The sequence below is a fragment of the Acidovorax sp. A79 genome, from assembly GCF_041154505.1.
In the GTDB taxonomy this organism is placed as follows: Bacteria; Pseudomonadota; Gammaproteobacteria; order Burkholderiales; family Burkholderiaceae_C; genus Acidovorax.
Genome location: NZ_AP028672.1, coordinates 3,440,772 through 3,453,834, shown reverse-complemented (window position 1 = coordinate 3,453,834; position 13,063 = coordinate 3,440,772). Strand labels below are relative to the sequence as shown.

The following is a 13,063-nucleotide window of genomic DNA, read 5'->3' as shown; positions in this document are numbered from 1 at the left end:
GTAAACCCCTACGCCCTGCGCAGCGGCAGGAAGTAACGGCATGTGACTGATGTCAGTGAAGGCTACTGACGCCGCCCCGTATCCACTATTGGACTTAAGTCCACTTTTGGGCCCGCCGGCCCCGGAAACTCAAATAGTTTCGTTGCCCGAATCGTCACCCAATAGATCCAGGCTATTGCTCAGGCGGGCCCGGGTCTCCTTGCGCTCCAGGAGCTTGTTCTGCGCGGCCAGCGGCAGGTCGGTGAAGCGGATCACGCCGCGCACGATGAGCAGATCTATCAGGTCCTCGGTCACCCGGGCCAGCCCGGCGTCGGAGGAGCTCAGCGGATTGCCGTGGGGCGGCAGGCTCTTGTCAGGCATGGGATGCGGGCCCCTGTGCAACCTGCAGGCCCTGGTTCATGCGCAGCACGAGCTGCACCCGGTCGCGCACGCCGAGCTTCTCGAAGGTGGCCCCCAGGTGCGCCTTGACGGTGCGCTCCGAGATGAACAGCCGGTCCGCGATCTCCTTGTTGGACAACCCCTGCGCCACCGCGCGCGCGACCTCCAGCTCCCGCGAGGACAGCCGCAGCTGCAGGTCCTGGTGCGCCTGTGGCACGGCGTGCGGCGCCGTCAGGCCCGCGGTGGCGGCGGCCAGGCGCGACACCAGTGCCCGGCCCACCCACAGGCCGCCGTGCTGCACCACCAGCGCCACTTCCTGCAGCATCTCGGGCACGGCAAACAGGTGGCAATAGGCGCGAGCGCCTTCGTTGATGGCCTTCAGGCCTTCGCGGTCGTCCGGCACGCCGGTGGCCACCACCACGCGCGCGCGCTTGTCCGACTGGACCAGTTCGCCCAGCAGCGCCGGCCACTCGGGGTACTCGGTGCTCAGCCACACGATGGCCGAACGCCCCCCGCCGCCGCCGCGCAGCGCGGCCACCATGGCGGGCCACTGCGCCTTGTCGATGCGCGTGCCGTGCGGGAATGCGGCCCCCCAGCGGTCCAGGGACTGCGGCACATCGCTGGCCAGGTAGTGGTTCATCGCATTCACCTCTCGGACAAGGCGTTCGCCTTGGCGCGCAGCACCGGCTTGAGCAGGTAGGCCAGCACGGTCTTCTTGCCCGTGAGGATGTCCACCTGCGCCACCATGCCGGGGATGATGGGCAGGTTCGCCCCCAGGCTGGCCTTGCGCGTGCGCACGCGCACCAGGTAGTTGGCGTTGCCTTTTTCATCGACCACGGAGTCCGCGCTGATGTTCACCACCTCGGCCACGAGGCCGCCATAGATCGAGAAGTCGTAGGCCGTGAACTTGACCATGGCCTCCTGCCCCGGGTGCAGGAAGGCGATGTCGCGCGGGCTGACCTGCGCCTCCAGGATGAGCGCATCGTCCAGCGGCACGATCTCCACCACCTCCTTGCCCGGCTGCACCACGCCGCCCACGGTGTTGACCAGGAGGCGCTTGACGGTGCCCCGCACCGGCGAGCGGATGTCCGCGTGCTTGACCTTGTCGGCCAGCGCCCGACCGCCTTCGGAAAGGCTTGAGAGCTTGCTCATGGTCTCCGACAGCTCGGCGCTCATCTGGTTGCGGGCCGTGAGCTGCACCTCCTCGATGCGCCGCGAGGCCTCCTGGATCGCGGCCTGCACGCGGGAGATCTGCGCATCCGCCTGCTCGCGGTCGCCGCGCAGGCGCGCCACCTCGCGGTCCAGCCGCAGCACCTCCACCTCGGACACCGCGCCCGTGGCCACCATGGGCCGCGTGGCGTTCAGCTCCTTGAGCATCAACTCCAGGCCACGCTCGGCCTGCTCCTTGCGGGCACGCACCTCATTGAGCTCCTGCTGGCGCTGCAGGAGCTGGTTCTGCGAGATGGACACCTGCGCGCTGATCTCCTCGCGCCGCGAGCGGTACAGGCGCATCTCCTGCGCAACGATGTCCGGCGCGTCCCGCAGGAGGTCCGGCGGAGGAATGAATGTGCCGCCCTGCGTCAGTGCCTGCAGGCGCAGGGCCTTGGCCTGCAGCGCGAGCAGGCTCGCCCGGCTTTCCAGCATGTTCGACATGAACCGGGTGGAGTCCACGCGCAGCAGCAACTGGCCCGCTTCGACGATCTGCCCCTCCCGCACCGGCAGCACTTCCACGACGCCGCCATCCACGCTCTGGATGACCTGCACCTGGCTCGTGGGCACCACCTTGCCGTCGCCCCGCGTGACTTCGTCGAGCTCCGCATACGCGGCCCAGAGCACCAGCAGCAGCAGAAAGAGCACCGCCAGGCGCAGCAGGACCCGGGCGCGCAGGGGCTCCTGCTGCAGCCGCGCCCAGTCGGCATCGTCCGCCCAGTCCAGCGTGTCGGCCGCGCCCGTGGGCGTCAGGCGCCGGACCATGCGCCCGAAGACGGATTCGCTGGCCGCCCCGCCCGTCCTGACGGCACGGCCGATCTGCTCGAAGGCTTTCTCGTTGAGTTCGGCCATCTCACACCGCCTTTCCGATGCGGCCCTGGCGCAGGGCCTGCACCACCTGCTCCTTGGGGCCATCGGCCACGATGCGGCCCGCGTCCATCACGATGATGCGATCCACCAGGGCCAGCAGCGAGGTCCTGTGGCTGATGAGCACCAGCGTGCGCCCCTTCGAGAAATCGGCCAGCCTGCGCTTGATGTCCTCCTCGCTGGAATGGTCCATGGACGAGGTGGGTTCGTCCAGCAGCAGCACCACGGGATCGTTGATGACGGCGCGCGCGATGGACACGCCCTGCCGCTGCCCGCCCGACAGCGACTCGCCCCGCTCCCCCACCAGCATGTCGAAGCCCTGCGGGTGCGCATTCACGAGCGGCAGGATGCCGCCGATCTCGGCCGCCCGCACCACGGCCGCGTCGTCGGCCAGCGGGGCGCCCAGCGTGATGTTCTCGCGCAGCGAGCCATAGAAAAGCACCACGTCCTGCTGCACGTAGCCCACCTGGCGGCGCAGCTCGGCGGGGTCCAGCTGGCGCTGGTCGATGCCGTCGATGAGCACCGCGCCCGAGGTCGGCCGGTACAGCCCCAGCATCAGCTTTTGCAGCGTGGTCTTGCCCGAGCCGATGCGCCCGAGGATGGCCACCCGCTCGCCGGGCTTGATGGACAGCGTCACGTTGCGCAGCGAGGCCGTCTGCTGGCCCGGGTAGGTGAAGCCGACATCCCTGAACTCGATCGCGCCCTGCAGCCGCCCCCGGCTGATGAAGCTGGCGCCCTCGGGGCGGTCCACCTCGCGCTTCATCATCTCGTTGAGCGAGGTCAGGGCCGTCGATGCCGTGTGGTACTGCACGAGCAGGCCCGCCACCTGCCCCACCGGCGCCATGGCCCGCGACGCGAGCATGGTGCATGCGATCAGCCCCCCCATGGTGAGCTGGCGCTCGCCGATCATGTGCACGCCCACGATCACGATCACCAGGTTGATGAGCTGCTGCAGGAAGGCCGAGGTGTTGCTGGCCGTGGCCGACAGAAGGCGCAGCTGCACGCCCACGCGGGCCAGCAGCGCCGTGCTGCGCTCCCACTTGCGCTGCAGGGGCGCCTCCGCGCCCAGCGCCTTCACGGTCTCGAAGCCCACCAGCGCCTCCACCAGCGTGGCATTGCGCTGCGCGCCCGCGCGGTAGGTGGTTTCGGACAGCGCGTGCATGCGCCCCTGCACGGCCAGGGCGTAGAGCAGCATCACCGCCGCGCCGCACAGCAGCGGGATCAGCATCGGCCACGAGATCCAGCCGATCACCACGATGAAGATCAGGCCGAACGGCAGGTCGATGAACGCCACGACGGAGGCCGAGCTGATGAAGTCCCGCACCGACTCGAACGAGCGCAGGTTCGACGCGAACGAGCCCGCCGAGGCCGGCCGCTGCTCCATGCGCGTGCCCAGCACCTTTTCCATGATGTAGGCCGACAGCTTCACGTCGGCACGGCTGCTGGCCAGGTCCACGAAGCGCCCGCGCAGCGTGCGCAGCACCAGGTCGCCCACGAGCATGATGGACAGCCCCAGCGCCAGCACCCACAGGGTGTCGATGGCGTTGTTGGGCACCACCCGGTCATAGACATTCATCGTGAAGATGGGCATGCCCAGGGCGAACAGGTTGGCCAGGAAGGCGGCCATGAGCACGTCGCGGTACAGCCCGTGGTTTTCGGCCAGCACGGTCCAGAACCAGTGCCCATGGCGGCCCGCCCTGACCTGCGGGGCACGCGCATCGAAACGCTGGGAAGGGCGCACATACACCGTGGTGCCCAGGTAGTCCGCCTCCAGCGCCGCGCGCGACACCTGGATGGGCGCGTCCCCCAGTTCGGGCAGCACGACACGCGCTTCGCTGCGGCCGTCGCTCCAGCCCAGGAGCACGCACGCGCGCTCGCCCTGCAGCAGCAGGACCGCCGGGAGCAAGGCGTCCTTGACGCGGGTCAGCGGCTCCCGCACGAGACGGCTGCTCATGTGCGCGCGCTGGGCCGCACGGGCAAAGAGGCCGGGGGTCAGCCGGTGGTTTTCAGCAGGCAACCCGGCCATCACCGCCTCGGGCGTCGAAGGCAGGCCGTGGGCCTTGGCAACAATGAGCAGGCACGCCAACAGCTCGTCGGAACCGCTGCCTGAAAGTTCTGCAGGCTGCGCCAAGCCCGCACTTGAAACCATATGAATTCCTTGTTGCCACTTGTTGAAATTCACTCTAGCAACATAAATTCAAAGCGCGAAGGAAAAAATCGCCACCCCGGCGCGCGCCCGCCCGGCTGGTGGTCCGTGTGCGGTTGCAGCAAAATCCACGGTGCACATGCCCTCCTCCGAACAGCTTTCGCTGCGCCGCTACGGTGCTTCTCCCGGCAGCCACAGCCATGACCACTTCCAGGTCCTGCTGGGGCTGTCCGGCGCCCTCGACCTCGAAGTCGAGGGGCGCGGCGTGCGCGTCAGCCCCGGCGGGGGGTGCGTGATCGCCCCGGGCGACCGCCATGACTTCGAGTCGGCGCGCGGCAGCCTGTGCCTGGTGCTCGACAGTGCGCAGCCCGGATGGGCGCGCTGCCTGCGGCCGCACGGCCAGGGCGCCAGCGCGCCCCCCGCCGAGGCCCTGCCGCTGGCGCACTACCTGGCGGGCGCACTGCAGCAAGGCCGCCCCCTGGCGCAGGCCCACGGCCCGGCGCTGTTGCTGGAGGCGTGGCTGGCAGGCTCCGGCCCCCGCGCCTGGCCCCCCGGCCTGGCACCCTCGCGCCAGCGGCCGATCGACTGGGCCGCGCTGCGGCAGTGGGCCGCGCAGCAGTGGGACGGGGCGCTCTCGGTCGCCGACCTGGCCGCGCGCGTGCACCTGAGCCCCAGCCAGTTCGCGGCCCGCTGCCGCGACGAGCAGGGCCTGGGCCCCATGGCCTGGCTGCGCGGCCAGCGGCTGGCACAGGCCCGGCTGCTGCGCGGCGGCGGGATGGCCGTGGCCGAAGTGGCGCAGCGCACGGGCTACCGTTCACCCTCGGCGCTGACCGCGGCGCTGCGGCGCCAGGCGGGCGCGGCGGGGAGCCCGGGCCCCGGTGAATGAACCGGCGAATGGGTGAGTGAGCAAATGAATGGATGCATGGATCGGTGAGGGAATGACCGGTGCGGCGCCGCCGCACCGCCGCTGCGCGACGAGCTGCCGCCGTTGCGCGACGATGCGGGCCGCCGCTCGCGCATACAGTCAAGCCCATGCAAGCCAATCTCTATGCCCTCGGTGCCATCGCCCTGTGGGCCTCGCTCGCCTCGCTGGGCGTGTCGCTCACCCACATTCCGCCGTTCCTGCTCACGGGCATCGCGCTCATCATCGGCAGCGTGCCGGCCTGGCCCTTCGTGCTGCGCGATCCGTCGCAGTGGCGCATTCCGGCGCGCACGCTGGCGCTGGGGGTGTACGGCCTGTTCGCCTACCACTTCCTGCTGTTCATCGCGCTGCGCCACGCGCCGCCGGTCGAGGCCAACCTGGTCAACTACCTGTGGCCGCTGTTCATCGTCGTGCTCTCGCCCGTGGTGCTGCCCGGCGTGTCGCTGCGCACGCCGCATGTGCTGGCGGCACTGCTGGGCTTTGGCGGGGCCGCCATCGCCATCGCGGGCGGGCGCGCGCTGAGCGGCACCCTCGCCTGGGGCTACCTGCCGGCGCTGGCGGCGGCCTTCATCTGGGCCACCTATTCGCTCATGACCAAGCGGGTGGCGGCGTTCCCCACCACCGCCATCGGCCTGTTCGGGCTGGTGTCGGGCGTGCTGTCGCTGCTGTGCCACGCGCTGCTGGAGCCCGCCGTGGCGCTGCAGCCGCGCGACTGGGCGCTGCTGGCCGTGCTGGGCCTGGGCCCGCTGGGCGCCTCGTTCTTTCTATGGGACAAGGCACTCAAGCTGGGCGACGCGCGGCACATCGGCATCCTGAGCTACGTCACGCCGCTGGCGTCCACCGCGCTGCTGATCGCGGTGAGCGGCCGCCCGTTCACCTGGAGCATCGCGCTGGCCACGGTGATGATCATCGGCGCGGCCGTGATGGGCATGCGGGCGCGCTGATTCAATCAAAATGGCCCAGGCGCTTGCCCATCAAGCGCTGATAGCTATTTATCCGATAGCAAACCCGATCCTCGCATGGACACCCTCCCCATCCCCGGCACGGCGGGCTATGGCACGCACGCCGCCGCGCTGGCGGCGCAGTATGAAAGCATCGCGTTCGCCGATGTGCACCGCAGCACGCTGCACCTGTTCCCGCGCGCGCCCAGCCGGGTGCTCGACATCGGCGCGGGCTCGGGACGGGACGCTGCCGCGCTGGTGCGCGCGGGCCACCATGTGGTGGCCGCCGAGCCCACGGCGGCCTTGCGGCAGGAGGGGCAGCGCATCCACGCGGGGCTGCCCATCGAGTGGGTGGACGACCACCTGCCCGCGCTCACCGGCCTGCGGGGCCGCCAGTTCGACCTGGTGCTGCTGACCGCCGTGTGGATGCATCTGGACGCCGCGGAACGCGCCGCCGCCATGCGGGCCGTGGCGGACCTGCTCGCGCCGGGCGCGCTGGTGGTGATGTCGCTGCGCCATGGCCCCGTGCCCCGGGGGCGGCGCATGTTCGACGTGTCGATGCAGGAAACGGCGGCGCTGGGCGCACGGCACGGGCTGGCCACCGCGCACAGCGGAACGCGGGACGACGCCCAGGGGCGGCCGGACGTGCGCTGGAGCGTGCTGGCCCTGCGGCGGCCCGTGTGAATCTGCATCCAGCGGGCCTCCCGTGCTTGTCCGGCAAGCGCGGAGTGCTATCTATTCAGGAGCAATTCACGGCATGCGCGGGTCCGCGCGCTCCCGGCGCACGCGCAGGTAGAGCCAGCCGGTGATGGAGAGGTTCAGCAGGTTCCAGCCGATGCCGTTGAGAAAGGCGGCGTGGTAGCTTCCCGTGGCGTCGAATATCCAGCCGGAAAGCCAGCCGCCCAGCGCCATGCCGACGAGCGTGGCCATGATGACGCCCCCCACCCGCACGCTCGCCTGGCCGGGCGGGAAGTACTCGCGCACGATGATGGCGTAGGTGGGCACGATGCCGCCCTGGAACAGCCCGAATAGCCCCGAGATGACGTACAGCGGCACCAGGCCGTCGTAGGGAAGGAAAAGCACGAGGGCGATGCCCTGCAGCGCCGATCCCAGCAACAGGGTGCGGATGCCGCCGATGCGGTCGCAGATCAGCCCGAAGACCAGGCGGCTCACGATGCCGCAGGCCAGCATGAGCGACAGCATCTGGGCGCCCTGGGCGGCGCCGAAGCCCAGGTCCGTGCAGTAGGCCACGATGTGGACCTGCGGCATGGCCATGGCGACGCAGCACGCGATGCCTGCCAGGCACAGCAGCGCCATCGCGTGGTTCGGAGCCAGGCCGAAAGGGCGGGCACGGTCCGGCGCCGCCCGGTTCGCGCCCGCTGCCGCAGACGCCGGAATCGCGGGAGGGCGCTGGCGCATGCGCAGGGACAGCGCGAGCATACCCACGCCGCAGATGCTGCCCAGCACCATGTAGGTAGGCCGCCAGCCGATGGAGTCGACGCCGTATTGCACGATGGGCGGCCAGACCGCGCCCGCCACGTAGTTGCCGCTGGCGCACACCGCCACCGCGATGCCCCGCCGGCGATTCCACCAAAGCGCCGTATCGGCCAGCAAGGGCGCGAACGTCGCGGAGCCGCCAATGAACCCCATCACCGCGTGCGCCAAGCCGAAAGCCCAGATGCTGCCCGACAGGCTCGCCCCCATGAAGCCGCCAAACACCGCCAGGGCACCCAGCCAGAGCACGGGCATCAGGCCGTGGCGGTCCGCCAGCCGCCCTGTCCATAGCCCGCCCAGGCCCAGGCAGACCATCATCAGGGTATAGGGCAGCGAGGCGCTGGCGCGGCCGATTCCGAACTCGCTCTGCACCGCCGGAAGCACCACCGACACCACGTACATGCTGCTGTTCCCCAGCACGACGAGGCCCAGGGTCGCAAGAAGCCGCCGCAGGGCCTGGGGCGAGTCGATGAGGGACGGGTCTGCGTGGGCAAGCTGCATGGGAGGCATGGGTTTTTCTGGATGCAGCGCAGGCCATCAGAACGGGCGGGGAGAAGTGCATCCGCCGGCCTTGCAGGCTGGCGGACGCCGCGCTTCACTTTTCAAAAAAATCTGGCGAAACCGGCCCCTGGCGCCGGTCCATCAAGCGCAGAAAGCTATCAATTAAGGAGCATTTCAGCACCACCCTACGGCGCCAGCGCGGCCGCGGGTTCATCCCCCTCCAGCACCTGGCGCGCCCACGGCGCGAGCTTGCGCGTGTCGGCGCGCAGCACCTCCTGCTTGATGGCCAGGATCTGCGCGGGGTGCATGGAAAAGCTGCGCAGGCCCAGGCCCAGCAGCAGGCGCGTCATGGTCACGTCGCCGGCCGTTTCGCCGCACACGCAGACGCTCTTGCCCTGGCGTTCGCCCTCGGCGATCACATCGCCCACCAGGCGCAGCACGGCGGGGTGCAGCGGGTCGTACAGGTGCGCCACCGCCTCGTCCGCGCGGTCGATGGCCAGCGTGTACTGGATCAGGTCGTTGGTGCCGATGGAGAGGAAATCGAAATACCGCAGGAAGGTGCGCACCATGAGCGCCGCCGCAGGCACCTCGATCATCGCGCCCAGCTGCACCGGGCCGTAGGGCACGCCGCGCGCATCCAGCTCGGCGCGGGCCAGGTCCACCTGCGCGATGGTCTGCTGGATCTCGTGCGTGTGCGCCAGCATCGGGAACAGCAGGTTGACCTTGCCATGCGCCGCCGCGCGCAGCACGGCGCGCAGCTGGGTGCGGAACATGGCCGGGTCGGCCAGGCTCCAGCGGATGGCGCGCAGGCCCAGGGCCGGGTTCAGGTAGCTGTCCTTGTGGCTCTTGTGGTCCAGCGGCTTGTCGGCGCCCACGTCGATGGTGCGGATGGTGACGGGCAGGCCCTGCATGCCGTCGATGGCTTCGCAGTAGGCGCGGTACTGCTCGTCCTCGCCGGGCAGGTTGCCGCTCTTGCCCATGAACAGGAACTCGCTGCGGAACAGGCCCACGCCCACGGCGCCGGCGCGCACGGCGGCGGCGGCGTCGCCCGGTTGCTCGATGTTGGCCAGAAGCTCGATCTTGTGGCCGTCGAGCGTGATGGCCGGGGTGTGGCGCAGCCGGGCCAGGCGCTCGCGTTCCAACTCCACCTGGCGCTGGCGAAAGCCATACTCGGCCAGGATGATGGGCGACGGGTCCACGATGACCACGCCCGCATCGCCGTCGATGATGACCCAGTCGTCCTGGCGCACCAGCTGGCTGGCCGCGCGCGCGCCCACCACGGCCGGAATGTCCATGCTGCGCGCCACGATGGCGGTGTGGCTGGTCTTGCCGCCCACGTCGGTCACGAAGCCCGCGAACACGCTCTGCTTGAACTGCAGCATGTCGGCGGGCGAGAGGTCGTGCGCGACCAGCACCAGGGGCACGTCCACCGTGTCGTCGAGCAGCAGGTCCTGCTGGGTCTTGCGGCGCGGGCTGCTGGCGGGCGGCGCCACGGGGCTGGCCACGCCCTTCATGTAGCGCAGGATGCGCTCGACCACCTGTTCCAGGTCGGCCTTGCGCTCGCGCAGGTATTCGTCCTCCATCTCGTCGAACTGGCGCGCGATGACTTCGAGCTGGGTGGTGAGCGCCCACTCGGCGTTGTACAGGCGCTCGGTGATCCAGTGCTTGACCCCGCCCGTGAGGGCCTCGTCCTGCAGCAGCATCAGGTGCACGTCGAGCAGCGCGGTCAGTTCATGCGGCGCATCGGCGGGCATCTCCACCTGCAGGCGCTGCAGTTCCTCGACCACGGCATTGCGCCCGTTGCGCACCCGCTCGATCTCGCCCTCGATCTGCTCGGGCTTGACGAAATAGTGCGCCACGTCCACCCGGCTGGACGCCACCAGCACCGCACGGCCGATGGCGATGCCGCGGGCGACTGCGAGACCGTGGACGGAGAAGGTCATTCACCCTCGCCAAACTTGTCGGCAATCAGGGCCAGGAGCCCGTCCATGGCCTCCTGTTCGCGCTCGCCGCTGGTTTCGATCTCCACCTCGGTGCCCATGCCGGCGGCCAGCATCATCACGCCCATGATGCTCTTGGCGTTGATGCGCCGGTCGCCACGGCTCATGAAGACATCGCAGGGAAAGCTGCCGGCCAGCTTGGTGAGCTTGGCCGACGCGCGGGCATGCAGGCCCAGTTTATTGTTGATGGTCGTACGGGTCTTGATCATGTCGGTTGCGGGTATTCTGGTTCTGCGGTGCGGAGATGGCCACCTGCATGACGCCCTGGGTGCCTCCCACCACGGCGCGGGTGACCACCGAATCAAGGGGCTCGTGGCGGTAGCTCACGGCCCGCAGCAGCATGGGCAGGTTGGCGCCCGTCACCAGGCGCGAGCGCACGTTGCCGATGAGGCGCTGCGCAATGTTGCAGGGCGTGGCGCCGAACACGTCGGTGAGCACCAGCGTCGAATCCGCGCCCAGTTGATCGAGCATGATGCGGGCCTGCGCCAGCGACTCCTCGGGCGGCTGGTTGGGCTGCACGTCGAGCGCGGACACGCTGCCCCCGCAGTCGGGGAACACATGCAGCGCGCATTCGCGCAGCGCATGGGCCAGCGGGGCGTGGGCGATGATGAGGATGCTGGTGGTGCTCATGGCGCGGTGGTTTGCAGCACATTATGGCGCCGCCCCCGCAGCAGGAACCACGCGTAGGCGCCCGCGTTGCACGCGAGGTACACCGCCATCGCGGCCTGGAAGGACTGCACCGCGGACAGGCCCGCGGCGGCGAAGGCGTCCACCGCCAGGCCGATGCCCCACTGCACCACGAACACCCCCGCAAAAATCACGAGGTTGTAGGCCGACAAGGCCCGCCCCGCGAGCGCCTGCGGGAACGCCATGGCCACCGCGGGCTGCGACAGCGATACGAACGTGCACGACATGCAGAACAGCGCCCACGCCCCGCCCCCGGCCCGGGGCCCCGCCACGATGGTGCCCAGCAGCACCACCAGGCACAGCGGGAGGCCCGCCGCCATCAGGCGGTCAGCCCCCAGCCCTTTTCGCAGCAGCCAGGGGTTGAGCATGCCCCAGGTCCAGAACGTGCACAGCATGGAGACATTGATCCAGAAGAGGCCCGTGGCGGCCTCCAGCGGCGTGTAGCCCGCCACGCGCTGCATCCAGGGCCCGGCCCACAGGGTCTGCATGGCCACCATGCCGCCGTACACGAAGAACCCCAGGGGCGCCAGGCGCTGGAAGTAGGGATGGCGCCACACCATGGCGTAGCCGTGTTGCGCGCCCTCGGTGGCCCCGGCAGGAGACACCGGTCCGTCTGCCCGCGGGGTGGCGGCGCCCCAGGCCGGCACCCAGACGGCAATCACCACCATCGATACCGCGATCAGCGCGGCCAGGACCCAGAACAGGGGCCGCCATCCCACCAGCGGCAGCGCCCACTGCACCGGCAGCGTGGACGCCACCATGCCCAGCGAGCCGGTCATCAGCATCCACGAGTTCGCCCGCATCTGCAGGGTGGGCTCGAACCAGCGCCGGTAGCCGGTGAGGGGCGCCATCAGGCAGGCACTGACGCCGGCGCCGCACAGCACGCGGCCGGCCAGCAGGCCCGAGAACCCCGTCGCCACCGAGAACACCAGGCTGCCCACCACGGCCACGCCCAGGAAGCCGAGGGCGACCTTCTTGGGCCCGTGCCGGTCCAGCCAGGTGCCCAGCGGCAGCTGCGTGGCCGCGAACCCCAGGAAGTACCCCCCGGCCAGCAGCCCCAGGTCGCTGGCGTGCAGCGAGAACTCCTGCGACAGCGTGGGCGCCAGGGTGGCCGTCACCGCCCGCACCAGGGCCGACAGGAAATACGCGAAGGCAAACGCCAGGAAGACAATCACCGCGGCCCGCCGCGGCAGCACGCCGGGGGCCGTCATTGGAGCGTGAGCCCGGCAAAGAACTGGTCGGCCACCTCGGGGCGGGGCTTGGGGGTGTAGACCACCGCGTGGTACAGCCGCACCTGCGGGCCCACGGCGCGCGCGAACCACACGGCCTGGGCCGTGACGGCGCTGCCATCCGGGCGCTGGCCCTGGACCACGGTGCGCACCGACTGGGGCAGGGGCAGCACGCCCGGCGGCGCGTACGGCGTGTCGACCGCGCGGGCGGCCGCGCCGCTGCCCAGGTTGGCGATCGCGGCCGCCCGCCAGTGCGTGAGCGCCGTGCCCACCTGCGCGGGGTCGGCCAGCGCGGCATGCGACACCGCAAAGGTCGCGCCATCCGCATCGCAGCCCGCCATGGCCAGCTCGACGGGCGAGCCCGCCAGCTCCACCGGGCGCACGGCCTGGTCGGGCTTGCAGGGCAGCGTGATGGTGATGGCCGCCTCGGGCAGCGGCACGCTGCGCCAGTTCAGCGCGGGGCTGCAGCCTGCCAGCCACGCCAGCAGGAGCATGGGCGGCAGGGCGGCCGCGCGGGTTGGTGTTCGGTTCATGGGCCGATTATCGGCACAGCACGCAGCGCGGGCCGCGTGCGCCGTTTTGCGCGAACTTTTGCGCAGCACACGACTCCACCCAAGCTGCGACAATCGGGGCACCGGCTGCGGCCGGGTTTCGGCGCGGGCCCGGCCCACAGTTCTGGATGGATAGGA

General features: G+C 70.3%; 13 protein-coding genes. 3 read left to right on the top strand and 10 right to left on the bottom strand.

The features are described from left to right. Nucleotides 1–129: 129 nt before the first annotated feature. From ACAM51_RS15870 to ACAM51_RS15855, 4 genes are read right to left on the bottom strand one after another with little or no spacing between them, the layout of a single operon-like run. Nucleotides 130–360 carry a hypothetical protein gene (locus ACAM51_RS15870; protein WP_255591960.1) on the bottom strand — a complete coding sequence of 77 codons (231 nt, stop codon included), beginning with the start codon at nt 358–360 and terminating at the stop codon, nt 130–132. Beyond that, the gene (locus ACAM51_RS15865; RefSeq protein ID WP_369641155.1) at nt 353–1,018 is read right to left on the bottom strand and encodes a LuxR C-terminal-related transcriptional regulator; all 666 of its coding nucleotides are present in this window, start codon (nt 1,016–1,018) and stop codon (nt 353–355) included. The genes ACAM51_RS15870 and ACAM51_RS15865 overlap by 8 nt, the downstream gene beginning before the upstream one ends. Nucleotides 1,019–1,023: 5 nt before the next feature. Then, nucleotides 1,024–2,439: an HlyD family type I secretion periplasmic adaptor subunit gene (locus ACAM51_RS15860; protein WP_369641154.1), complete on the bottom strand. Its 1,416-nt coding sequence runs from the start codon at nt 2,437–2,439 to the stop codon at nt 1,024–1,026. 1 nt (nt 2,440) lies between these two features. Continuing rightward, nucleotides 2,441–4,603 carry a type I secretion system permease/ATPase gene (locus ACAM51_RS15855; RefSeq protein ID WP_218298022.1) on the bottom strand — a complete coding sequence of 721 codons (2,163 nt, stop codon included), beginning with the start codon at nt 4,601–4,603 and terminating at the stop codon, nt 2,441–2,443. A 136-nt stretch (nt 4,604–4,739) separates the two neighbouring features. Between ACAM51_RS15855 and ACAM51_RS15850 the strand changes: the two genes are divergently transcribed. The 3 genes from ACAM51_RS15850 (at nt 4,740) to ACAM51_RS15840 (ending at nt 7,147) form a co-directional block, all read left to right on the top strand. Continuing rightward, nucleotides 4,740–5,486, top strand: coding sequence for an AraC family transcriptional regulator (locus ACAM51_RS15850; protein WP_218341843.1), 747 nt, complete (start codon nt 4,740–4,742; stop codon nt 5,484–5,486). 146 nt (nt 5,487–5,632) lie between these two features. Then, nucleotides 5,633–6,466: a DMT family transporter gene (locus tag ACAM51_RS15845; protein WP_369641153.1), complete on the top strand. Its 834-nt coding sequence runs from the start codon at nt 5,633–5,635 to the stop codon at nt 6,464–6,466. A 75-nt stretch (nt 6,467–6,541) separates the two neighbouring features. Beyond that, nucleotides 6,542–7,147 carry a class I SAM-dependent methyltransferase gene (locus tag ACAM51_RS15840; protein WP_369641152.1) on the top strand — a complete coding sequence of 202 codons (606 nt, stop codon included), beginning with the start codon at nt 6,542–6,544 and terminating at the stop codon, nt 7,145–7,147. Between the two features lie 66 nt (nt 7,148–7,213). Here ACAM51_RS15840 and ACAM51_RS15835 read toward each other — a convergent pair whose 3' ends face one another. From ACAM51_RS15835 to ACAM51_RS15810, 6 genes are all read right to left on the bottom strand, one after another. Continuing rightward, complete coding sequence (locus ACAM51_RS15835) at nt 7,214–8,458, bottom strand: MFS transporter (RefSeq protein WP_369641151.1); 1,245 nt, start codon at nt 8,456–8,458, stop codon at nt 7,214–7,216. Nucleotides 8,459–8,643: 185 nt separating this feature from the next. Continuing rightward, entirely contained in the window at nt 8,644–10,401 is a 1,758-nt protein-coding gene (gene ptsP, locus ACAM51_RS15830) for a phosphoenolpyruvate--protein phosphotransferase (protein WP_218298017.1), read from the bottom strand. Continuing rightward, on the bottom strand, nt 10,398–10,667 hold the full coding sequence (locus tag ACAM51_RS15825) for an HPr family phosphocarrier protein (RefSeq protein ID WP_218298016.1): 270 nt from the start codon (nt 10,665–10,667) through the stop codon (nt 10,398–10,400). The genes ptsP and ACAM51_RS15825 overlap by 4 nt, the downstream gene beginning before the upstream one ends. After that, complete coding sequence (locus ACAM51_RS15820; RefSeq protein ID WP_218298015.1) at nt 10,636–11,088, bottom strand: PTS sugar transporter subunit IIA; 453 nt, start codon at nt 11,086–11,088, stop codon at nt 10,636–10,638. Before ACAM51_RS15820 ends, ACAM51_RS15825 begins: the two co-directional genes overlap by 32 nt. Next, nucleotides 11,085–12,356 carry a nitrate/nitrite transporter gene (locus ACAM51_RS15815; protein ID WP_369641150.1) on the bottom strand — a complete coding sequence of 424 codons (1,272 nt, stop codon included), beginning with the start codon at nt 12,354–12,356 and terminating at the stop codon, nt 11,085–11,087. The genes ACAM51_RS15820 and ACAM51_RS15815 overlap by 4 nt, the downstream gene beginning before the upstream one ends. After that, entirely contained in the window at nt 12,353–12,907 is a 555-nt protein-coding gene (locus ACAM51_RS15810) for a hypothetical protein (RefSeq protein WP_369641149.1), read from the bottom strand. Before ACAM51_RS15810 ends, ACAM51_RS15815 begins: the two co-directional genes overlap by 4 nt. Nucleotides 12,908–13,063: the final 156 nt, after the last annotated feature.